We start from the raw sequence: 22869 nt of genomic DNA, 5'->3' as shown, positions 1-22869 counted from the left end.
AAATTTGGTTAGAAACATTTCTTTATAAGTGAAAAAGGTACGTTGAGTGTGAGCCCAAAATAGGTTTGTAAAGCAGCAAAGTAAGACGCCTCATCTTCTAATAACCACTCTTCGGTAATGCCGTTTTTGGTCACCTTGATGGTTTGATTCAGTAGCGTGACAATCCCATCTTCAATAGGCAGCGCCGCAATACAGTTCGATGTAAAAATCGATTTCGGGCTGTTAGATGTAAAGAAGTTGCTCGACTCTAAATCGTTCGCACACACGTGAGTCATGTCTAGGCTGTATACCTTCATCCACTCTTCGCCCTGCTTGATTTGCAGTAGCAAGCCGTATAGCTCGTCTTCTACGAAGCGGAAGGTTTGTAGATCATTAGACTGTTCAACACCGGTTTCTAGCAACAATGGAGCACGTGGCGTGAAGGTGCCAAAGCCCGCATCCACCAGCCACTGCTTGTCATCAATGGTCACCATGGTGACTCGATGACTGCGCCCTGTCGGCTCGCCTGCTAGGTGAACACGGCCAAGCAGGCTTCTCGCTTCAAAGCCCAAGTGCGTCAGCACGTTCAACAACTGTCCATTTAACTCTTGGCAGTAACCACCTCGCTGATTCACCACCAGCTTTTCATACAGTGCCTCTGCTGAAAGCTGAATCGGTAAGCCCTGAACCACATCAAAGTTTTCAAACGGGATACTTCTGTGTTGATGTTGATGAATCGCCTTTAGGCTTTCGATTGTGGTGTCGCTTGGCTGAGATAAGCCGATTCTTGAAAAATACTCGGTGATCTGACGCTGTTCCATACCTAACCCCTGATTCGTTTTCATCACCTAATGACTGGCGTCTTCCATGCTTACAATGCTCAAAAATGACAAGGTGATTGTTTAATGTTTTTAGATTGGGGATGATGATAAAACCTCAAGTTAACTTGAGGTAAAGCGATATTTTCAAAAAATAGAAAATAATTTAAAAGCGATTATAAATCAGCTAATTATGATGAGTGGAGTATGACGCTGTATGACACAGGCAAAAATAAGCACACCCACAAATGCAGTAGGTGTGCTTTATTGAAAGGTTATTTACTTAAGTTTATTTAATGAACTGAAACCCGAATAAGCAACGCCCGATAGCTCCGCCATTTCGCGATTCCATGTTGCTAAATCATGAGGGTTAAATTGATTCAAATGATCATGCCCACACGCCCTCGCCATCACTTGCATTAATTCTGTCGAGGCCTCGAAGAAGTTCTTAAGCTGATTCGATGCCTTTTCGACATTTAAACGCTGGCGTAAGTCGGCCTTTTGAGTCGCAATACCCGCCGGACAATTATTAGTGTTACACATTCTCGCCGCTACACAACCTATCGACTGCATAGCACTGTTTGAGATAGCGACACCATCAGCACCAAGCGCCATCGCTTTCACAAAGTCCATCGGCACACGCAAACCGCCCGTGATGATCAATGTGACTCTGTCACTGACCCCTTGTTTATCGAGATACGCTCTAGCACGAGCGAGTGCTGGAATAGTGGGGACGCTGATATGGTCACGGAACATTTCTGGCGCAGCCCCTGTACCACCACCACGCCCATCTAAGATGATGTAATCGGCACTGGCATCAAGCGCGAATTGAATGTCTTCTTCGATGTGATTGGCACTTAACTTAAAGCCGATCGGGATACCGCCTGTCACCTCTCGAACACGATCAGCGAACTTTTTGAAATCCTCGATCGTTTTAAGGTCAACAAAGGTGGGTGGAGAAATCGCAGCCGTGCCCGCTTCAATGCCACGCACTTCCGCGATTTTTCCTATGTTCTTCGCGCCCGGTAAGTGCCCGCCCGTTCCTGTTTTTGCACCCTGCCCGCCTTTAAAATGGAAGGCTTGAACGTTTTTGAGCTTAGCTTCATCGTAACCAAACTGAGCACTGGCTAATTCATAAAAGTAGCGAGAGTTCGCCGCTTGTTCTTCGGGTAACATACCGCCTTCACCAGAGCAGATGCCTGTTCCTGCGAGTTCAGCCCCTTTCGCCAATGAGACTTTTGCTTCTTCAGATAGCGAGCCAAAGCTCATATCAGACACAAACAAAGAGATGTCCAATTTAAGCGGCTTCTTCGCTTTGGGACCAATAATCAGTTCAGTTCCAACTGGCACGTTCTCCAGCAAAGGCTTGGTGGCCATTTGCGCGACCATCACTTGAATATCATCCCAGTGAGGCAATAGGTGTCTTGGCACGCCCATAGAGGTCATTGGCCCATGATGTCCGACCTTGGATAAACCATCACGCGCCAGTTGATGAATAAACTCGACGGTCGGCTCTTCTTTGGTTGCGCTCGCAGCAGGAGACAAATCTGGCGCAGCCGCTTGAATGTGAACCTCTGGGCCTTCTTGCCCAACTTGTTCCGCAGTAAACTGTTTATGAGTGCCATCGCAAAAAGGCAGGTTGTTGGAATACTTACAACGACACAGGTAGGCGTCTCCGCTTTCTTCGGCGACAAAACTTTTCGGTTTGAAACCCGTACCGGCATGGGAACCGTCACAAAAGGGCTGACTTTTAGATCGGCCGCAGGTACAAAAGTAATACTCTTCTCCCTCTGTCAGCTCGACTTTGACGGGTTTGTTATCCGCGATTACTGGACTCTTCATAGTTCGTTCACCTTTTCTTTTTTATGATTTGATGACTGAAGCGATGACTTGCTCACAAGAGTAAAGTAAAGGTGAGATACGCAGCTAATTCAATAAATGAGACTGATAGACAAGGTGAGTAAACCGAATAAAAACAGTCATGACCGACTCAACACAAACAAAAATGGCTACCTATTAGGCAGCCATTATGGGTGAGAGCTTAGTCAAAACTAATGCACGGAGGGTCAATCGAACAGTTCGATGACCAGCTTATTATCTCTGATCACTAGATTCGGTTCCGACGACTTAATCAACGACTCTTGAACCTTTGCATTGGTATTCGCCAGAACAGACACTCGCTCGGCATCAGCTCGACCAATTTGCACCGCTAAGTCATCAACAGCCACTTGCGCATACATAACGTTTTGCACACCGACTTCTTGTTCTAACATCACCGAGTCTTGCAGGTAGTTCGTCATTTCTTGTTCAGTAACGCTGTAGCTCACACAACCACCTAATATCAGTGCAGAAGCCGCTAAAATGAACTTTTTTGCTACGTTAATTATCATCTATATCAGCTCTTTATCGTTAGTGATTAGCGCGGAGTTTACTGTGTGGTCATCAATAAACAAAACAGTAAAGACACGATATTCGTGAATACCTTTAATTAATAAGCATAAATATCAGTAAGTAAAGCACCAGATTAGCTTTCCCGCTTGAGATAATGACACTTTTCAGCCAAACGCCATCAAATTTGTGTGCTCGAATTAATTGAATTTTGCTTCTAAGCTTATGGATATTTAGGGGGCTTACTGAAGGTTTCATCATGGAGTCGAAACATGAAGAGTGAGCACAATGCCATCAAAAAGAGTATCACCTGAGCCAATAACTCGTTCTGTGATTCTGTTATGCAACACCGCATGCCTGCACCATAGTCAGTGGGTAGGAGAGTTGCGTCTCCATAACTGGGAAGCTCAAGTTGCAGAAACGACAGAACAGGCCATTCACTTACTTGATAGACGCAGCGAAAGCTACGCACCAATTGTCGTTTCTTGTCTAACATCATCCTCAATCGACAAACAGTGTGAGCAAATATCAGCGTTAAAGGTTCACTCTCCAAGTTTAAAAGCAATCGCTATCTGCAACCAACCACCAAGCCGCAACTTATCGCTCATTAAGCAAACCTTTTGGGATTATTACCACCTCCCTATTGATACAGAATGGCTTTGTCGAAATTTAGGGCATGCGTATGGCATGGTCGACACCAAGCAAACTAAGCCTAAGCCTGCCTCGTGCCATGAATGTCAATTGGTAGGGCAATCCAGAACCATCCAACAGCTTAAAAAGAAGATAGCCAAGATCGCTAACAACGATTTTCCAGTGCTGATTCAAGGGGAAACCGGAACAGGAAAAAGCCTATGTGCGCGTTTAATACATGAGGCCTCAGCCCGCAGTCAGAAACCTTTCATCGCAGTAAATTGTGGTGCAATTCCACAATCACTGATTCACTCCGAGTTATTTGGCTTTGAAAAAGGCTCATTCACGGGAGCAAACAAACGCTACGTCGGACACGTGGAAAGAGCGAATGGTGGCACACTATTTTTGGATGAGATCGGCGACCTTGAGCTCTCACTACAAACTTACCTGCTCCACTTTCTTGAAAATAGTTCGATAGAACGACTCGGCAGTAATAACCAATTGCCCGTAGATTGCCGTGTAATTTTCGCCACCAACGTCAATATCGAACAAGCCGTTGCTGCGGGTAAATTTCGAAAGGATCTCTTTCATCGCATCAATGTACTTCCATTAGACCTAGTACCACTCAATGATCACAAAGAAGACATTGAAGATTTGGTTCGATTTGAACTGAAGCACAATTACGCATCCAAAACCAAACTGCCTAGTGACACCCTTGAGCAAATGAAACAGTACCATTGGCCGGGCAATGTCAGAGAATTATTTAACTGCATAAAAAGAGCGATTGTTCTTTCTAACTCAAGCGCCCTCTCTACTCGTCATATGGGAATTCAATTAAAAGACGCTTCGCCCGATACTGAGAGTGACACTCGACTTTCTTCAAAAAATGTTCGTCGAGTGATTCAGCAACACCACTACAATATTTCCCAATCTGCTAAAGCGTTGTCTATTTCCCGAACAACCTTATACAAGCTGATTAAAAAACATCAGATAGTAATTTAAGTCGCCTAGCTAGCTAACTAACTAACTAACTAATAAAGCAGCCTAACGAATTAGGCTGCTTTAGAGTTTAGTTGTACTCAATTAATGAAAGTACTTATGGCTCAGGTACAGTAAATGGACAAACATCACAGGTTGCAATGTTCGATGTTTCCATAAATGCTTCTTGTAAGAACAGCGAGTCAAACGTTGCTGTCACTTGATTAGATAGCATCCCTGCAGTTCCGGTTGGTAACACATTTGGTGCATAAGTTTTACTTACTTGTGTACACACTTGACCAATCGCATCACCAAAGTTCGGTATCCACTCTCCTTCACCCGTTTTACAAGCAAATAGCTCAGGGTCGGCACTTAATGCACTACACATATTGCCAGCACCACATGTGGTCACATCCTCAAGATCATCACAAGGTAAAGCAAAGTCGAGGTAATAACTGCTGTTGACTACTTCAGTAGGTAAATCAGAACGGCTCAAAGAGTCATCCTTAGAATCCACCAGCGATTCAATGGCCAATGGGATATCACCGGTATTACATATTTCAACATCATAGGTTTTCTTAAGCACAACTTGACCACCATCAACCTCTAAGAAGCTATTACACACCTTAGAAATCTCAACCATCGGGCTCAAGTCTATTGGTGGACAATTGTAGGCCACTGGCGCTTGAGCATTCACGATAAGCCCATCAAGATCCACCGAACCATCTATGACACCGACAGCACCATTATTTACAGACAAGTAATTACCCATGAATGAGAATGACTCACCGACACTCCACACTTCATCACCATTACCAACCACTGGAAGCGCGCCTAAGATTGGTGACTCCGATAAAAAGGCCACTTCGTAATCACCGTTGGTGCCTAACGAACCTGGACCAGTATTGGTTACCATCACGGTGTAATCGATGTTAAACATGCCATCAACCGTAAAGCTGGTTGTGTTACAAGTTGCCGCTATGCTGATGCTACATAAACTGAATGAACCGACAACGAAGTCAGCCAAAGATGCATCAATCGAACGAGAAGCTCGTGACTCAACTAAGAAGCTACTGAAACATGGAATATCTTCAATACCAAACTCATCGTTCAACAACGCAGATAAATTCAGACGTCCTTCAACAAAGCTCTCTGTCGGAATAGAGGTTGTTTCACCCGTTTTCGCGAGGTATTCCCAACCTTGTACATTCGGTAGCGGTATTGCCCCGATAGAGTCATCATTGGAAATCGCACATATCTTATCGACACCGACTGCGCCACTGCCACATCTTGCACCAACGAAATCATTCGATTTAGGGTCTCCAGCCGTCTGGAACAGTCTGGTCATGTTGTCGGTGACATCACCATTATTTAAATCCCACTGCAACACTTCTATATACGGATTACCGCCACTCGCTTGTGGGAATGAAATCAGCACAAGGATGTCTCCATTGACATGTTGCCCAACAAAGTCGCCTTTGGTTTGTCCATCCGGTAACCCTACTTGGTCTTGTAAAAACCAAAACCCAATGTACATATCACCATTGTTCGCATATCGGTCTGCACCAAAGTAAATCAGCAAATCACCTTCGCTTTCAAAGGCAGCGGCATACGCATTAGTAAAGTCATCTTTTGGTTGTGGTGACGCGGTACGGAACGCCCAATCTGTAATGTCGGAATCATCTTTTGATCCACCTTTCCAAAAGATTTGGTCGATACCGTTACGGTCTTTTTCGAAAAACTCTGCAATCCCAACCATGCTGTTGGGATCATTTACATCATCCCAATCAATACCGCTATTATCACTGGTCGCATTACCATCAAGTTCCATCACATCAACAGTAGCCCACGCCAACTGGGGGCTACCAAACAACAAAAGCACACTAAGTAAATAATTTATAACCTTCATGTTCTCTCTCCATTTGTTCATACTTATGCTTTTAGGGTTTTCTGCCTTGCCCAAATTAGAGAAAATCCTTTAGCAATTCGTAGGTTCGATAGAGCATATTCCAAGCCAAGTTCAACTTGTTGAATTTATTGATGTTTATATATTGAAGGCACACCTTTATTGGACGTTTTGTTATCATTTGTCCACAAACCCGAGATTTGACCAAACAATCAAGGACTTGAAAGGATGAACAAAGTGTCTAAGTCAGACATCTTTAGAGCTTTGATACGAGGAGAGTGATCTTTAAAAGGTACAATCACGTAGCCATTGCTAGATTATTGAATAACAAGCGGTTGAATTGACGGGTAACGGGAGGTTCAGATCGTGAAATGACAGGTGAACAGACGATGACACAACTTACGATATTCTACGATGGGACGTGTCCATTGTGCGCAAAAGAGATGGCGGCACTTGCCAAGCATGATACCGAGAATAAGATTCAAACCATCGATATCTACAGTGAAGCCTTTTCAGACTACCCTCAGATTGATGCCGACGCAGCCAACACCATTTTGCATGCACTGGATGAGAATGGAAAACTGCTGCTAGGTTTAGACGTGACCTACCAAGCGTGGCGCTTAGTAGGAAAAGGTTGGCTATACGCCCCTTTACGTTGGGCGATATTCAAGCCAGTGGCAGATTGGTGTTATTTACGATTTGCCAAGAACCGATATAAAGTCTCGTTCTGGTTAACCGGAAAGTCGCGCTGCGATGGTAACAGCTGCACAAAATAGTATTTGGTTAAGACATACCACTTGCGACTTTGTAGTAAACGATGCCAAACAGTGCTGTGAACACCAATACAGTAACGGCCACTTTCAACAAAAAAATTTCATGCTTTGTCCTTTTAATTCTGTTTACTGTTCCACGCGACAAGTTATCACAACAAAACATAACGTTGTGTAATGATTGATAGAACTTTGTAGTGAACCCAGATTCCCAGAGAGAGACTTTATGTCGGCAAAAGAGAGAAACCTTCCCACACATCGAATTTCTAGATTCAGTAAGTTTGCCTCGCTGGCGACAAGGGTCGCGGGTAATGTGCTCACGGAAGGCACCAAGCAAATTGCACAAGGCAACAGGCCCAAAGCAAAAGACTTACTGTTAACGCCACAGAATATTGCTCGTCTGACCGATCAACTCGCCCACTTGCGCGGCGCTGCGATGAAGTTAGGACAAATGCTGTCAATGGATGCGGGCGATGTCCTAGAACCTGAATTAGCCGACATTCTTTCTCGCCTGCGCTCAGACGCCGACCCGCTGCCAACCAAACAACTCAATCAAGTGTTAGAAAGCTCGCTCGGGAGCCATTGGAAAACCGAATTCCTTTCCTTCAACTTTAAACCGATTGCCAGTGCGTCTATCGGCCAGGTTCACCAAGCCTATAGTGATGCTGGGGACAAACTCGCCGTCAAAGTCCAATACCCTGGCATTCGAAAAAGCATCGACAGTGATGTAGATAATGTAGGCACACTGCTCAATATTGTTGGCTTGATACCAAAGTCGGTCGACTACAAAGGCTTGTTAGAAGAGGCAAAGAAACAGCTCCACGATGAAGCGGACTATGCTCGTGAGGCTGACTACGCGACTCGTTATCATGATGCATTAAAGGATCACTCTCACTTCGTCGTACCCAAGATTCATCCCCAAGTATCCTCAGAATCGGTGCTAGCCATGGACTTCATTGAGGGCGTCCCGATAGAGCAAATAGAAGGTTACGATCAAAGCACCCGTGACTTTGTAATGCACAGCTTGCTCGAGCTTTTGTTCAGAGAATTGTTCGATTTCAAAATGGTGCAAACCGACCCCAATTTCGCCAACTATCTTTACGTTGAAAACACTCGCCAGATTGGGCTATTAGACTTCGGAGCAACCCGTGAATACAGCAACCGCTTCAGCGAGGGTTATCGCTTAGCCTTTTCGTCAGTGATTAATAACAATGAACAAGGGCTCAACCAAGCGTTAGAGCAAATTGGATTCTTCAGCGAGACTATTCTTCCCGATCAACGCCGAGCGATTCTAAACCTCGTAAAAATGGCCTGTGAGCCGATGTTGGTTGACGAAGAGTACGACTTCAAAGCGAGTGGATTGGCACAGCGACTCCGTGAAGCAGGCACCATATTGAGCATGGAGCAAGAGTATTGGCATACCCCACCTGCCGATGCGCTGTTCCTACACCGAAAAATTGGTGGCATGTATCTACTCGCAGCTCGCCTTGGTGCGAAAGTGAATATCAGTCGCTTGGTCGATCCATACCTCATCGCAGAGAGCAAAAGCACAACTAAGAACGATAGGGAAAACGACGGTAAATAACGAGCAAAGTGATCATTTCAACGTGCTCAAGAGTAATAACCATTACGCCAACTAAAACGAGCCAAACCTATGAAATGTTCACTACTTTGCTCAACTGCATTGATTACCAGCCTAACAAGCTCTATCGCTTTTGCAGCGAGCTGTCCCGAGATACTTAATGGCAAACAACGTTTGTTAAACTCAACCGAAGAAATCGCCTTGTGTGATGAATTTCAAGGCAAGACTCTCTTAGTAGTTAACACTGCGAGCCAATGTGGCTTCACTCCGCAATTTGAGCAGCTCGAGCAACTTCATCAAACCTACAAAGACCAAGGCTTCACGGTTATCGGCTTTCCAAGTAATGATTTTCGCCAAGACAAAGGAAGCGAAGAGAGGTCGGCTAAAGTGTGTTATCTCGACTACGGTGTGACCTTCCCTATGATGGCGCGAGCTTCGCTGTCTGGCAGTAGCGCCAACCCAGTCTTTGCCGAGATACAGCAGCAAGCGGGCGTAACGCCTAAGTGGAATTTTTACAAATTCTTGATCAGTAAAGAAGGCAAAGTGGTCGCCACCTTCCCTAGCTCAACATCACCAGTGAGTGCCACGCTCAAAAACGCGATTGAGCAGCAGTTATGAGGGCGGATTACATGGCTACAACTCAAACCCGTAACACCATGGCGAAGCTGGGGTACATGGGATTAGTCCCTTTTCTATTCGGCCTACTGCTGTCTCTGACCGACAGCCAATTCATCGGAATAAGTGGGGAAACGCTCTTCATCACCTACAGCGTGGTTATATTGAGTTTTCTTTCGGGTATCTTGTGGGGAAATGGCATCGAAAACTTCGAAAGCCAATCAAGCAACAAAGCGCTGATTCTTAGCAACGTAATTGTGTTAGTCGCATGGTTGGCGGTGTTACTGGGAGAGCAAAAAGAGTTTGTCACTACCTTGATTCTTATTATTGGCTACATTACGGTTTGGCGAGCTGAAAGAACGATGAGAGAAGAGAACCAGATCCAAGGCCCAGATGGCTACTTTGATATGAGAACTCGGCTCACCTCTAGCGTCGTATTGATACACGGTATCGTGATGCTAACGTAGCCCTGTGAGAGTTTATTTGAAGTGTGAGCCTTTAATTTAGTTGAGAGCCTTTGAGTAAAAACCGTTAACAAGAATCTAGATGATGAGCTGCATCACCAACCTTGGCTCATCATCACCAAAGTAGTTTTCTTCTTGTTTAATCGTAGCGAATCCCATCGATGCATAAAGCGCACAAGCCGATGCGTTATTTGGGTTCACGGTGAGTAATAACTTAGATTCTTGAGGAAGTTGAGCTATTGCATGCTGCATCAGTTTCCGGCCAATTCCCATACCACGATAGTTCGGGTCTACTGCTAATGATAGGACCCAAAACTCATTCTGCTTGTCTGTGGTTGTCGTTAAGGCATAGCCCGCAATCTTTGAGTCTTGCTTAGAAACTAATAAGCCTTTTCCCCAGCAATCAAATGCCTGACGAATGAAAAATTGCGGATAGGCATGGTCACCAAACAAAGCATGTTCAAGCTGGTAAATTTCAGCCAGTTCCTGTTTTTCCGCACAGACAATATTCATAAATAGACCTTTATAGATTTGACTCCAACCTTGTTATAGCTGACCTTCCACAGTAGCTAGCCAAGTTGGCAATTGCTCCCTAAACCAGTGGATGTATTTCGAAGCTTCAGGGTTGTTACGCGAGACTAATATATTCGTGACTTCGATTACGATCCAGCTTTTCGCGATGATCAATTGCCTTATTAAATCTTCTCGGGAAATTAAATTGTTATGAAGTAGGTACTGGTCAACAATAAACTCATAGTCAGACAAAGTACCCATACGAGAAACGAGCGGTGCCAAATCGATAGCTGGGCTGCCATAACCAAAACGCTCCCAATCAAATAACACCAGCTGACCGTTATCTCGTCTTCCCCAATTTCCTTCGTTCGCATCACCAGAGACCAAGGTTCTATGGTCGAACAAAGCACCACTCAATTGCTGAATACGCAGTAAGCTGTCTTGTGTTACTAGAGGTAGTTTCAGAGAAGCCAATGCAGTTTCGGTATCACAGCAGCTCCAACTGTGCTCTTTCACTGAAAAACTCGGCGAGTATTGAGAACGATGAATACGTGATAGTTTCTGATACACCTCTGGGGAGGCTTGAAGTTCATTTAATGTTAAAGAATGCGGAATATGCTCGATAAAGAGATCATCGCCTTCCACAGCTAATAACTTAGGGCTATTTACCCGAGACAACTGTTGCGCTGCATGTTGATAAAAAGAAATCTCAACCTCATCCACTCCCTGCTTACGAATACAAGGTACGCCATTACGATTTACAAGAGTTACCTTAGCCGAACCCATTTTAGATAGGTCTTTGTTGCTCATTGAATACCGTCCTCACTCCGTCTATTACAAACTGTTCTAATCCCGAGAGTTACTGTCGACTCACCAGCAGATTAGCACCAGATAGAGCAAGAAAAACCGAGCACGCTTTGTTGAAACGCTTAGCCATTAGCGGTTTGGAGAACCAGTTTTTTAGGTATAAGCCAAAAGCCGCGTAGATAGAAATCGCGAGCATTTCTAACACTAAGAATGTGCTTCCTAGGATGAAGAATTGCGTGTTTACATTCGCGGTGACATCTACAAATTGAGGTAGGAATGCAGTGAAGATAAGTATCGCTTTGGGATTGCCAGCTGCGAGTGCAAACTCTTGTTTAACTAGACCAAACCAGTTTTTATTGCGTTCGATGCCTACGACAGGGCTAGCTTGAGAGCGCCATAAATTAAACGCGATCCAAAGCAAATACATGGCACCAAACAACTTGATAAGAAAGAACAAGGTCTCGGAAGTATAAAGTACAACGGCCAAGCCAGACGCCGCCAACGCAATCATTCCAGAGAAAGCAAAGATTCTGCCTAACCCTGCAATAAATGCAGCTTTAAAGCCATAGCAACGGGCATTATTCATCGACAAAAGATTATTTGGGCCAGGCGTCATGTTCAGCGCAAAGCATGCTGGAATAAACAGCAGCAACTTCCATATTTCCATCGGGGTGTCCTAGTCGTCATGTATTACGTAATCGAATCATTAAATGCGATAGAAGCTTTTATAACAGCATTTTATGTACTTTGTAATAGGACGAAAAAGAAGCGCCTCTCGGTATATAACCTTTCAGCTAGTTCTCAAAAAATTGTTCATATTCTGGAGTCGATAGGTTTTCAGCAACGCCCATTTCGCCCACGAAGTAGATTGCGCTGGTTATCGTATCTATCGTTGGATTAGATTCACGTTCAGGAAAATGCCCCGCAGAAGAAACTAATTGTGGTTCGGATATCGAATTACAGACAAGACTGTTACAAACGCTGTGTTGCGTTTCCAAAGATGGGAGCTCTGGGGCATCAAGATGGTGAGACAATAAATCTTGGCTGACAACCTCAGCAGAAGCATAAGACAGAGTTGAGCAAAACGCTGCAAGTACAATCCACTTATTCATATATCTTTCCATATTAGCATTCATTGAATTTATAAATACTATCTAATTCAGCCAATAATGAACAGTGTTTTATTTAGTTGGCGTGTGACTGTTTTCCCGGTGTCAGTTTATCAAGAAGAGCCTGAGGAATAACGATCACCGAATATTTCACAAAGGCCACCAACGTAATCAATGCGACAACGGCTCCTAAAACAAAATCATGGACATCGACCAGCATCAGCCCTAGAACACGGTCACAAACAATAGCAACAATGGCGATGCTGATTGCAGTTATCCATCTGCGATGATCATAAGGCAAATGCTCCATCGATTGGCTAACAAAATACAGAAGCAGTAGCCTCAAAGTATAAATAGCACACAGAACGGCAATCACGCCCCACACTCCGTATATTGGGGTAATGGTAAAATAACCAATTGCTGCCAATATCGCACAACCGCCTTGGATCCACATCTGAGATTGACTTGAGTCACCGCTGAAGCAGCCTAAGTTGAGGTAGTCGCCCGCACTTTTAATCACAGCGATGGCCAACAATGCGACCACTATCACCCCAGCCTGATGATAGCTGCTTGGTAAGATAAGAGAAATGAAGCCCGGAACAGTTAAGATCATCAAGCCTCCTAACACTATGGCTAGGTTAACTCCGATTAACGCTCTGTCTGCACACATTTTGCTGCCGTCAGGTTTCTGAAGCATGGCGACTCGGTTTGGAAACCACCAAAGCGCGTAAGGTTGCAGCAGCAAGCCTAGAATTAACGCAAACTTACCACTAACCGCATAAATGGCCAGCTCCTCTACTCCAACCAAACTTGCCATCACCCAGCGATCTAGCCCAGTGATCATGTAAATGGATGCCCCTCCAACCAAAGTTGGTAACCCAAACTTCAAGATCTTCGCTGAATATTGAAAACAACCTAAACTGCCCATCTGCTGCCACTGATAACTCACCAGACAAAGCATCAATAGCAGACTAGAAGCAGCGGCAGAAATCAGCACGCCATCAATGCCATAACCCGCTTCAAGCAAGACAAACGTCATAATCGCCTGAACACCGGCTTTCAATACGTTGAGTTGGCAGAAACGTTTCGCCATTGCGTTCATGCGCATCAAAGTAAGCGGGATGGATATTGCCCCGTCAAGCATCGTAGGAATGAGTAGAAGAACGATCTGATAAGGTTTGAACTCGACAGGCAACATCAGTAGCAACAGAGGCATGCTGAGCGCGATGAGCACGCCGCCAAGTACACACACCACTAAACTGAGCGTAAAGCAGTTAGATATCAGCTTGCGCTTTTCATCGCCTTCAGCGACGCCAACGTAACGATACATCGATTCAACAATACCGAAACTAAACAGGATCGTACCGATGTCCGCCAGTAATACGATCGCTTCTAATGATCCATATTCTGCCAACGTCATTTTATGAGTAATGTAAGGGATCATCACCAATGAGATCCCTTTCATCATCAATATGCCAATAGCGTAATAAGCTGACTGTTTTAATGAACCCATACGAGTCACCGATCCCTTACCAAGCCGGCTTTAGGAAACTCTTACAGTCGCCTATCAAATGTCGCAATGTACGTTTTTGAGGGGCCATTACTAAAGAACGGAAGCTGTAGAGAATAGCCTGTCTGTTCTGTTGTAAGCCTCGATAATAGTCTGCATAGCCCTCTAATATTCTCGCCTTTGCAACTTTAAAACTAGACTGAGGTACATTCCAACGCTGGTTGTTGTTTTGATAACGCTGAAGAATGGTCTCTATAGAAGCTAGGTTTCTGAGCTTGAGGTCTTCAGTTTGAGTCACTGATGTTGCTCTCATTAAGTAGCCCACCTCCACAGAGTTCAACACACCAATCTGGTGATTTTCACTCATTCGAAGCCACAACTCCCAATCTTCGCCATACTTGATGTCTGCATTAAAGCTATCGGTTTGAGAAAACACATCGGCTTTCACCATGACGGTCGACGTACCAATCACGTTGTTTTCAATGATGAACTCTAATGGGTTATCGATGTTGATGAACTGCTCTTCTCGATTTTGAAATTGCGACCAATAACTAAAGCAATCAACAATGACTTCATAGTCTTCTGTTAGGTGCTCGTAGTTAGTAAAACTCATCGCCATGTCAGGGTATCGTTGGTGGAATTCGAGTTGGCGCTCAATTTTTTCAGGGAACCAAAAATCGTCCGCATCTAAAAATGCGATGTATTCTCCGGCCGCTTTCTCAATACCAAGGTTTCTAGCTTGAGGTGCGCCAACACCCAAGGTAGACAACTTAATAATGCGTTCGTCATGTATCGTCGCAAGATAGGTCGATGTCCCATCGTTGCTGTTGTCGTCAATAATGATCAGTTCGACGTCTTGATGGGTCTGGTTAAGTACACTACCGATCGCTTTCGGTAGATAGTCTAAACAGTTGTAGGTAGGAATAATGATACTTACTTTAGCCATAATGACGCTCTCGCAGTTATACGTTATATGACCAACATTGCATGTTCTGTGCCGATCGCTTATCTCTACTGGACTGCTTTTATATCAATAACCTACAAGCCTATTCGCAAAATGACGACGAGACGTAAACAACGGAGAAACTCAAAATTCCAATTTGATTTCCATTTTGAGAAAACCAGCCCTTTTTAAGTGATAACCGCAGGAAAATCATCCCTATCCTTTCTAAAACGCCCTCTAAAACCCCATTCAATCTTGGTTCGTATTTTGCTTTATTCCTTTTAATCACATGGATTTGAGGAGTAAGGAATGAAGAAAGTAGCATTTGTAGCGCCAACCTACCCAGTACTCAGTGAGACATTCATTCAAACAGAAGTCGAGTCTGTGAAAGCTTGTGGGCATGATGTCTGTGTCGTGACATTCAAGGTTGAACAGAGTGAAAAGTCGTTCGATTACGACATTGTCAAAATAGGTAAAGATGTTCGTTTGGGTAAAATAGCCAGCATCAACTGGTTTGGATTTATCAAAGCACTATCATTCGTTTCAAAGCAAAACAGCATGCCGAAGAAGTCACTGTTTGCATACGGGTTTAAACTCGCACTGCAATTGGCGGAGAGAGACATAGACCACGTTCATGCACACTTCTGTCAGCATACCACTGCACACGCCATTGTCGCTGCCAAACTGCTCAACATTACTTGCTCGTTTGTCGCCCACGGACACGATGTCTATGAATTCGCCTACGACATCGAACAAAAGATCTCTTCGAGTGATTTCGTGGTTGCCGTTTGTAAAGACATGCTCAACGACTTCAATAGCATGGCTAAAGGGAATGTGAAGCTGCTCCACTGTGGTGTGAACACCAAGCAGTTTAAGCTACAACCTAAAAACGACACTAAACTCCTGCGCCTAATTTTTCTCGGTCGCCTGGTTGAACAAAAAGGCGTTCATCACTTGATCGATGCTCTAGCTCCCATCGCACAACCGCTCAACATTCATTTGGACATCATCGGAACTGGCGACTTAGAATCTCAACTCAAGATGCAAGTAGAGCATCAGGAACTTACCCGAAACGTGACTTTCCATGGTGCACAAACCCATGAGTGGGTGAAGAAGAACTTACCTAACTACGACAGCTTAGTGGCGCCTTTCTGTTTTTCAGAAACAGGCTGTGTCGATACCGGGCCCTTAGTTCTGAAAGAAGCGATGGCCGTTGGTGTTCCCGTTATCACCACAAACATCATGGGTTGCAAAGAGATTGTCACCCCAGAGACTGGCTTTTTAGTGAATGAGAAAAGTGTTGATGAGTTAAGAGAAACTATTGAGCGTTTTGCTCAATTAAGCAGTGATGAAAGAGCAGAAATGGGGATGAGAGCCAGAGCACGAGTTGAGACTAAGTTTAACTCTCTCAAGCAAGCCCAGCAGCTATCTAACTGGATAGAGAACCCCGCTTAGAGCCAGCTAAAGCTGTCGAGTAGAATAGAACATAAAACAAAGCGTTACATTGCTAAAAGCGGTAACGCTCTAGATAGATCGTACTCTCACGAGCAGATCTTGTTAACCTGCACGTAGCGCTAAGATCTCTGCAAGATCGTCCGTTTCGGTATAACGGCTCAAACCTTGCTCTTTCGAAGAGATCGCCACAATAGACATGCGGTCAGCAAGCTCATTGCCCTCAATGCCGACGTGACCATTTACGTGATAAATAGTGATTTGAGGAGCAAGCTCTTGATAAAGTGCATAAGCAGATTTAATGATATCGAGGTTTTTTATCTCACCGCCAGACTTCGTCCAACCTTTTTTCTCCCAGCCTGATGCCCACTTAGTGATGCAGTCTATCGAATATTTTGAGTCGCTATAAATCGCAACAGACAGCCCAGCTTTCAGCTTCTCTTTCGCGAGAATAAAGGCCTGTTCTAAACCTTGTAGCTCAGCAGTATTGTTAGTCCCCATCGGTTGGTACAAGCCATACCAAAGTTCAGTCAGATTATTCTTCAAATAAACCGCTAAACCCGTTCCCGCTTCGCCTGGGTTAGGCTCACAAGCACCATCAGTAAAGATTTTGATGTCAAAAGGCATGTCAGTAATTTGCTGCTGAGAAAGAGGCGGAACCTTCGCTTTAGTGGCTGTACGTGGCTTCGCAAATGCCGGCTTAGCACCTGAATTCGACTGAGATGCAGAAGACGCTTTACCACCGAAAGCAGACTCAGCTTCACCTAATGTTGGAAACGATTTATATCTCGCGCCTGCAAAACCATCGACCTGAGCTTTACACTCGTTCCAAGTGGTAAAAATACCCGGTGTGCGACCTTTCCAAACCACATAATATTTCTTAGCCAAATTAACTCCTTACCAAAACCCAAATACACGATACCCACACCTAAAATGATTCAGCTGTGGGGTAGTAATTATGCCTGATTAAGCTTGAAACACATAAATCATTGCATGAAATACAGCGTGTGTTTCAAGAATATCTACGTTCTCGACCAAGTATAGAGCGTTATTTCAAATCACAAACCTGACAGCTTCTGATCAGGAACCTCTATGGGTTTCAAGGTCTTGTTTTAGTTTGGTCGTTAACTTTTGAACTTTAGGTAGGACTTGTTGCATTAACGACTGAGTCATGATCATTGACTCTGTCGTCACGGTTGGCATCTTTTTCAGAATACTTTTTCCATGTTCTGTTTTGTAGAAATCGATCATTGCACCGAGCTCTTCTTCAGTGAATTGATTGCTGTAAATCGTTACAATTCCGGGCTCTAGCTTTTGCCAACTGACCTCCTCTTTCATCAACTCGTTCATACTTTGATAGTAATCATCAAAGATAGCTTGTTCTGACTCCGAAACCTCTAGATCTTTAGACATTTTAGCCATCATGCTATCCATTTGAACGTATACCGCATCCAACGTGGAATCGACATACATGATCTGAAGAAGCTCTTTTATCAGGGCTTGCCTGTTATCTTGTGCCGCTGATAATTGCAGCGGTACGAGTAGAAATAAAATTGCGAAAAATCTGTACATTTTGAGGTCCCTTTAGCTTTGTAAAACAGATGAAATATCTTGTAAAACATCTCAACACATTGAATTATTTGCAAATTTACTCACTTTTAATCCATAAGTAAAACGAATTAAACGGTGCAAGATAATATAAAATCGATTGCACTTAAATGTAAGGAGTTTATTGGACAGATATGAAGAAGACTAAGAGAGGAACAGAGCGCTTTTAAATAAAAGAACTACAAGAGAACTAGAGCCTAAGAGCACTCGTTTCAAGTAATAACTTACACACTTGAAACGAGGGTAACTAATGGCGTGACACGCCGTGTCAATTGAGCTGCGTATTAATGAAAAAGATAATCAACCGCGACAAGATTGTAGAACAAGAACACCGCCATGCTGATACCGATCGTTAGTAACACATTACCCGTTTTCCATATCAACAGACCTGTCACCACCGCGCCAATCAAGTAAGGGTTCTCGAGACTTGGCCAAAATGTCTGCTCTGGAGCAAACACTATCGGCCCCCAGATCGCAGTCAGTACCGCTGGACTTGAATAACGCAATAGACGTCGAGCGGTTTGGTTGAGTCGAAGTGGAATGGCAGGCTCAAGAAACAGATACCGGCTAAAGAACACAATTGCCGTCATGAGTAATATCGTTAACCAAATCATCTCTATTTCCCCCCCGCGATGGGCTTGTTGCCATTGTGTCGCTCTTGAAACGACTCACTGAAAAAGCCGGCTAATATGCCAGCAATCGCTGCTATCATTAGCCCACCTTCAACGTTGTTCACCGACATAGCAACCGAAGTAACCAGTGAAACCACAACACACACGACAACGGGCAAAGTTCTGATTAATGGAAAAACCAAAGCGATAAAGGTCGCGGCTACCGCAAAGTCGAGGCCAATTTCATTAAGTGATGGAATTTGGCTTCCAGCGACAATACCAACGAAACTCGCTATGTTCCAAACCAGATAAAAACCACCGCCAACACCAGCTGCGTACCAACGATTAAACTCTTGCTGAGATTGCCCGCTGCATATCGCAAACAGTTCGTCGGTGAGCCAAAAACCAAGCAATAACCGCCAACGAGCCGGAAGATGACTGATTTTGTCGCGCATCGATACGCTGTATAAAAAATGCCTTGAGGTGATGAACAGCGTGGTCAGCAACATAGTGCCAAGGCCAATGCCCGCTTTGAACATACCCGCGGCGACCAGTTGCGCCGAGCCAGCAAATAGAATTGCTGACATCGCTTGTGCTTGCAGTTGATTCAATCCGGCGTCTATCGCGTATGAGCCCGCAAGAATCCCCCAAGGGATCACGGCGATACTCAGCGGCATTCCAGCTAAAACGCCCTTCCATAACTGAGTGCGCCTATCCATCTTTTGATTATCCATATTGTTCTTTTCTCTCTTCACATTGGCTATTCAATGTAAAAACACCTGAGTGGGTTCGATTGTACAAGCTTGCTCGATTTGAAGACCGAAGTAACGCGTCCGATTTAGAGCATTTTGATGTATTGCCCCGGCGTGTAGCCATTGGCTTTTTTAAAGTGTCGATGAAAATGGCTTTGGTCGTGAAAACCACACTCTTGAGCGGTATCTGAAATGGTATGCCCTTGCTTCAATAACTTGCGAGAAAGCCTCAACCGAGACTGAATCTGATACGCATGTGGCGGAAGACCAAACTCTTTTTGGAAAGAGCGCACCAAATGAAACGGACTTAAGGCGGCCAGTTTAGAGAGTTCTTCCAGAGAGACATCGGCCTGCGGAAAATCATCCAAAAACTCTTTCACCAGAACAAGCTGACGCTGAGTTTTTCCGTCCAGTTGAGGTTTAAGGCTTGATTTCCCATGTCGACTAATCAGCTTAACCAACATTCCGTACATCAAGGTTTCGCGTAACAGACGATTGTCTGATTCATCAATCGCGTTGAACACCAGCCTTAACTGATTAGCGAGTTCAGGATCTTCAACCACCGCTCTAGGGAAGTAAGGTGCCCCGTAATTGGGTAAGTTAAGCTCTTGAGTGATTTTGGCGAGTTGCTCAGGAAGTGGATACATTGCGCGATACGCCCAACCACCTTCAGTGGCAGAGTGTCCGCTATGAACTTCGTCAGCATTGACCAGAATAATGGCATCTTGTGGTGCGATATGATGCCCGCCCGTTCGATAGAAACGTTGAGCACCCTGCTCGATAACACCAAGTGTGTAGCCCTCGTGACTATGGCGTGAGAAGTTCTGCTTTTCGTATTCAGCATTCAGGATTTCAAGGCCACCGAGTTCTTCTGTGATCTTATATTCGGCCTTTTCTTTAGAACGTTTCTTGTTCTCCATAACAATTCCCAAGCCTGTTAATTATCGAGCGACTTATCAGTCTACTCTATAGGCTCTTTCAGCTTTTGTACAAAATTGCGCATTTGGCAGTTAATACGCTTTTTGACTGAGAAATTAAACGGCTCAATAACGTGTTCTAATTGCGAGCAAGATCGTGCTCTGTAAGCAGTTGGCGAAGAATTGACAAATCAATGGCTTAATCATGCTCATAATTCCCGCCAACCATTGGTAACTGTTCAGAGGTATGATGAAGAAAGCCTTAGCATTGATCTTTTTCTTGAGCCTTACAGGCTGCACGCACAATCAATCCAAAGCACTAAGCATGAACTCCTCGTCGGTTAATACATACCCACAATCGATGTCGAACCTGCAACTGTGCGACACCTTGTATTACGGACGTTCGAGCAATCAAACGCTGGCGGCAATTGGCAGTGAGTTTAATCGAAGAGGATTATCAAAAAGTTGGTGTGATACCGAAACCAATAAACTTTATCTAACAAAGACAATTGATTGGGTAGCTGAGCAAGTCGAAGACAAAGAAGACTCAGAAGAAGCGTCGGCAGTGGTGTTGCCTGCTAATTAGAGTGAGCACTCAAGGCTAACGGCTAACGGCTAACGGCTAACCAGCCCATTTTATCCAGCATGCATTAAGAGTGGACATGGCAATTGTCGTTACTCTTCAATGATCACTTCACTTAGCCGATACCAACCATCAAGCTGTTTCCCTATATTTGCCAAATTCAAAGGCTTACTGTCACGACTTTCACTCACTGCTATTTCGATATAATAATGACCGACATTTAGGTCTGTCGGCAATGAGAAGTTCGCAATAGATTTATAATCTCCAGGGAGCCAAGCTTCGCTACTTGTACTATCTTTTGCAAACGAAACCACCTGATCGTTGCTGTTTACTAACCGATAATACGCATAATAAGGTTGGTATGTTGGTGCCACGCCATCGTTAAAAATATGAGCTTCCAGGGAAAGGTTTTCCCCCGTCGACAGGTAAGCTGAATGACGAATCGTATCAACTCGAAAGCGATACCCAATTTTTAACAAAGCATTATCTAACAAATCGCGATACTGCTCGGGAATCGGCTTCGATTTCAAGTTTAGGCTACTTGCATGCTGACTAATCGCCCAATCTAATGAGGCAGCCACTTGAGCTCTTGTGTATTGTTGTGTGGCTAGCCAACCATGCATGTCACCACAGACTTCAAAACTAACCGGCTGGCGCTGCCAAGCCGTATCAAACATTGGTGTTTGCGAGTTAGCTTGTTGAATTCGATACGGGTAGTCATCGTTCATATGACTCCAAGTAGGGCCAAAATTATGCCAATCACCCCAGCAATCGGCACGCCATCCGGCACCTTTTTCAATTGCGTATACGAGAGAATCTCCCCCACTAATAAGCATTAATTTTGCAGTATTTGGAAACGCTGAAAAATGCAGATCAACGAACTTATTTAACTGCTGATATGAATACTTACTAAGTAGTGGCTCAAGCTCCGGAAAGTTGCTGTTATGCCACTCTCCCCAAGAACCCACCATACCAATGTCAATCTGAGCAAGCCGCGAGTCATTATCGTAACGTTGCCCAAAAGCATTAAGTAATTTTTCTACATAGTATAAATAAGTTGGGTCATCGAGATCGGCTACGAAAGTTTTTCCATTTTCAACCCACTGCCCTTCGATGCCTTTATCGATGAGCCATTGTGGAATTTTTGTTCCTGAGAATGGTTCATCAAGTGCCATAAAACGCAAAGCTACTCGCTTTGATTGCTTGGCATTCTGTTCAAGCAAGTCATCAATGAGAGAAAAGTTGTATTCACCTTCGCTTGGCTCAAGTTCACTCCAATAATACCGGTAGTATCCCATTCCCGAGACAGGATATTGCTCAAGAGTTAGTACGGTACCCCACCCGTCGTGAAACGTTTCAACCCCCATACCTGGATTAGAGATAGGTGTATTGAGTGCCGTGATTGACGTCACTTTATCCCCTACTTCGTCAGCATAGGCGTATGAGGTAACAAAGAATACTAACGATAATAGGTATAGCCATGAGCACTGCCAGTTAATGACTTTTTTCACTTGTTTATTTCCTATCATTTATCACTCGAGTTCAACCCTTATAGTGATTGAAACCAGTCCCATATACCTAGTGAAAAGCTCTCGAACAGATCGATACCCAGTGCAGACTTTAACAAATACAATGCCAGTAGAGCGAGCATCCCCCCCGCAAGGACAAAGGTAGTTAGCAATACCGTTGTAGCATAGACTAACCATTTAGACTCACCTTGACGCTCTGCTGTACGACGATCACGCCCACTCAACAGCACGACATAGTAGCGCTTGCCAAACCAAGGAAAGCTTTTACGGATATCAACGGAATGTTTTGCGACTAAGCCAACTTGATTAACTGCTTTTTCAATAGCTTGCCTTTGTTCTTCACTCAAGCTTTGTTGCGTTTCTTGCTGTAAAACTCGGTAAAATTGAGTCACTGCCCGGCTCTTA

The 22869-nt window shown here is 44.3% G+C and carries 24 protein-coding genes; 7 read left to right on the top strand and 17 right to left on the bottom strand.

Annotated features, from left to right (window positions below; genetic code table 11):
• Positions 1 to 8: 8 nt before the first annotated feature.
• From L0992_04975 to L0992_04965, 3 genes are all read right to left on the bottom strand, one after another.
• Entirely contained in the window at positions 9 to 800 is a 792-nt protein-coding gene (locus L0992_04975; protein XGB68040.1) for an arylamine N-acetyltransferase, read from the bottom strand.
• Positions 801 to 1076: 276 nt separating this feature from the next.
• Positions 1077 to 2639, bottom strand: a complete 1563-nt coding sequence (locus L0992_04970; GenBank protein ID XGB68039.1) for a glutamate synthase-related protein — start codon at positions 2637 to 2639, stop codon at positions 1077 to 1079.
• A gap of 224 nt (positions 2640 to 2863) precedes the next feature.
• Positions 2864 to 3187 (bottom strand): DUF1439 domain-containing protein, encoded by a 324-nt coding sequence (locus L0992_04965; GenBank protein XGB68038.1) that lies wholly within the window; start codon positions 3185 to 3187, stop codon positions 2864 to 2866.
• Between the two features lie 286 nt (positions 3188 to 3473).
• Between L0992_04965 and L0992_04960 the strand changes: the two genes are divergently transcribed.
• On the top strand, positions 3474 to 4817 hold the full coding sequence (locus tag L0992_04960) for a sigma-54 dependent transcriptional regulator (GenBank protein ID XGB68037.1): 1344 nt from the start codon (positions 3474 to 3476) through the stop codon (positions 4815 to 4817).
• A 94-nt stretch (positions 4818 to 4911) separates the two neighbouring features.
• Here L0992_04960 and L0992_04955 read toward each other — a convergent pair whose 3' ends face one another.
• Entirely contained in the window at positions 4912 to 6702 is a 1791-nt protein-coding gene (locus tag L0992_04955) for a hypothetical protein (protein ID XGB68036.1), read from the bottom strand.
• Positions 6703 to 7088: 386 nt separating this feature from the next.
• On the opposite strand from L0992_04955, the gene L0992_04950 reads away from it, so the two are divergent.
• The 4 genes from L0992_04950 to L0992_04935 all read left to right on the top strand — a co-directional run bounded on the left by L0992_04950 (position 7089) and on the right by L0992_04935 (position 10133).
• Positions 7089 to 7475 carry a DUF393 domain-containing protein gene (locus L0992_04950; GenBank protein XGB68035.1) on the top strand — a complete coding sequence of 129 codons (387 nt, stop codon included), beginning with the start codon at positions 7089 to 7091 and terminating at the stop codon, positions 7473 to 7475.
• 220 nt (positions 7476 to 7695) lie between these two features.
• Complete coding sequence (locus L0992_04945; protein XGB68034.1) at positions 7696 to 9054, top strand: AarF/ABC1/UbiB kinase family protein; 1359 nt, start codon at positions 7696 to 7698, stop codon at positions 9052 to 9054.
• A 69-nt stretch (positions 9055 to 9123) separates the two neighbouring features.
• A complete protein-coding gene (locus L0992_04940) occupies positions 9124 to 9669 on the top strand; it encodes a glutathione peroxidase (GenBank protein XGB68033.1) in 546 nt (181 codons plus the stop codon).
• Positions 9666 to 10133, top strand: coding sequence for a DUF3429 domain-containing protein (locus tag L0992_04935; protein ID XGB68032.1), 468 nt, complete (start codon positions 9666 to 9668; stop codon positions 10131 to 10133). The genes L0992_04940 and L0992_04935 overlap by 4 nt, the downstream gene beginning before the upstream one ends.
• 75 nt (positions 10134 to 10208) lie before the next feature.
• On the opposite strand, the gene L0992_04930 is transcribed toward L0992_04935, so the two are convergent.
• The 6 genes from L0992_04930 to L0992_04905 all read right to left on the bottom strand — a co-directional run bounded on the left by L0992_04930 (position 10209) and on the right by L0992_04905 (position 15015).
• Positions 10209 to 10643: a GNAT family N-acetyltransferase gene (locus L0992_04930; GenBank protein XGB68031.1), complete on the bottom strand. Its 435-nt coding sequence runs from the start codon at positions 10641 to 10643 to the stop codon at positions 10209 to 10211.
• A gap of 33 nt (positions 10644 to 10676) precedes the next feature.
• Complete coding sequence (locus tag L0992_04925; GenBank protein XGB68030.1) at positions 10677 to 11453, bottom strand: choline kinase; 777 nt, start codon at positions 11451 to 11453, stop codon at positions 10677 to 10679.
• A 49-nt stretch (positions 11454 to 11502) separates the two neighbouring features.
• On the bottom strand, positions 11503 to 12117 hold the full coding sequence (locus L0992_04920) for a LysE family translocator (GenBank protein ID XGB68029.1): 615 nt from the start codon (positions 12115 to 12117) through the stop codon (positions 11503 to 11505).
• A gap of 127 nt (positions 12118 to 12244) precedes the next feature.
• Positions 12245 to 12562 (bottom strand): hypothetical protein, encoded by a 318-nt coding sequence (locus L0992_04915; protein ID XGB68028.1) that lies wholly within the window; start codon positions 12560 to 12562, stop codon positions 12245 to 12247.
• Between the two features lie 73 nt (positions 12563 to 12635).
• Positions 12636 to 14072, bottom strand: a complete 1437-nt coding sequence (locus L0992_04910; GenBank protein ID XGB68027.1) for an oligosaccharide flippase family protein — start codon at positions 14070 to 14072, stop codon at positions 12636 to 12638.
• A gap of 16 nt (positions 14073 to 14088) precedes the next feature.
• A complete protein-coding gene (locus tag L0992_04905; GenBank protein ID XGB68026.1) occupies positions 14089 to 15015 on the bottom strand; it encodes a glycosyltransferase in 927 nt (308 codons plus the stop codon).
• Between the two features lie 306 nt (positions 15016 to 15321).
• On the opposite strand from L0992_04905, the gene L0992_04900 reads away from it, so the two are divergent.
• Positions 15322 to 16467 carry a glycosyltransferase family 4 protein gene (locus L0992_04900; protein XGB68025.1) on the top strand — a complete coding sequence of 382 codons (1146 nt, stop codon included), beginning with the start codon at positions 15322 to 15324 and terminating at the stop codon, positions 16465 to 16467.
• A 102-nt stretch (positions 16468 to 16569) separates the two neighbouring features.
• Here the strand turns inward: L0992_04900 and L0992_04895 are convergent, their stop codons facing one another.
• The 5 genes from L0992_04895 to L0992_04875 all read right to left on the bottom strand — a co-directional run bounded on the left by L0992_04895 (position 16570) and on the right by L0992_04875 (position 20355).
• The gene (locus tag L0992_04895; protein ID XGB68024.1) at positions 16570 to 17352 is read right to left on the bottom strand and encodes a ribonuclease H family protein; all 783 of its coding nucleotides are present in this window, start codon (positions 17350 to 17352) and stop codon (positions 16570 to 16572) included.
• 192 nt (positions 17353 to 17544) lie between these two features.
• Entirely contained in the window at positions 17545 to 18036 is a 492-nt protein-coding gene (locus tag L0992_04890; protein XGB68023.1) for a DUF2059 domain-containing protein, read from the bottom strand.
• A gap of 320 nt (positions 18037 to 18356) precedes the next feature.
• Positions 18357 to 18686: an AzlD domain-containing protein gene (locus L0992_04885; protein XGB68022.1), complete on the bottom strand. Its 330-nt coding sequence runs from the start codon at positions 18684 to 18686 to the stop codon at positions 18357 to 18359.
• 2 nt (positions 18687 to 18688) lie between these two features.
• Entirely contained in the window at positions 18689 to 19417 is a 729-nt protein-coding gene (locus tag L0992_04880; protein ID XGB68021.1) for an AzlC family ABC transporter permease, read from the bottom strand.
• A gap of 104 nt (positions 19418 to 19521) precedes the next feature.
• Complete coding sequence (locus L0992_04875; protein ID XGB68020.1) at positions 19522 to 20355, bottom strand: AraC family transcriptional regulator; 834 nt, start codon at positions 20353 to 20355, stop codon at positions 19522 to 19524.
• A gap of 247 nt (positions 20356 to 20602) precedes the next feature.
• On the opposite strand from L0992_04875, the gene L0992_04870 reads away from it, so the two are divergent.
• Complete coding sequence (locus L0992_04870) at positions 20603 to 20938, top strand: hypothetical protein (protein XGB68019.1); 336 nt, start codon at positions 20603 to 20605, stop codon at positions 20936 to 20938.
• Positions 20939 to 21027: 89 nt separating this feature from the next.
• Here L0992_04870 and L0992_04865 read toward each other — a convergent pair whose 3' ends face one another.
• Positions 21028 to 22446, bottom strand: a complete 1419-nt coding sequence (locus tag L0992_04865) for a DUF4832 domain-containing protein (GenBank protein XGB68018.1) — start codon at positions 22444 to 22446, stop codon at positions 21028 to 21030.
• 38 nt (positions 22447 to 22484) lie between these two features.
• On the bottom strand, positions 22485 to 22856 hold the full coding sequence (locus L0992_04860; GenBank protein XGB68017.1) for a hypothetical protein: 372 nt from the start codon (positions 22854 to 22856) through the stop codon (positions 22485 to 22487).
• Positions 22857 to 22869 lie beyond the last annotated feature (13 nt).

Origin of the sequence: Vibrio pomeroyi, from assembly GCA_041879425.1 — a bacterium.
Taxonomy (GTDB): Bacteria; Pseudomonadota; Gammaproteobacteria; order Enterobacterales; family Vibrionaceae; genus Vibrio; species Vibrio pomeroyi_A.
The sequence above is the reverse complement of the archived record's forward strand: the minus strand, read 5'-3'. Positions and strand labels throughout refer to the sequence as shown.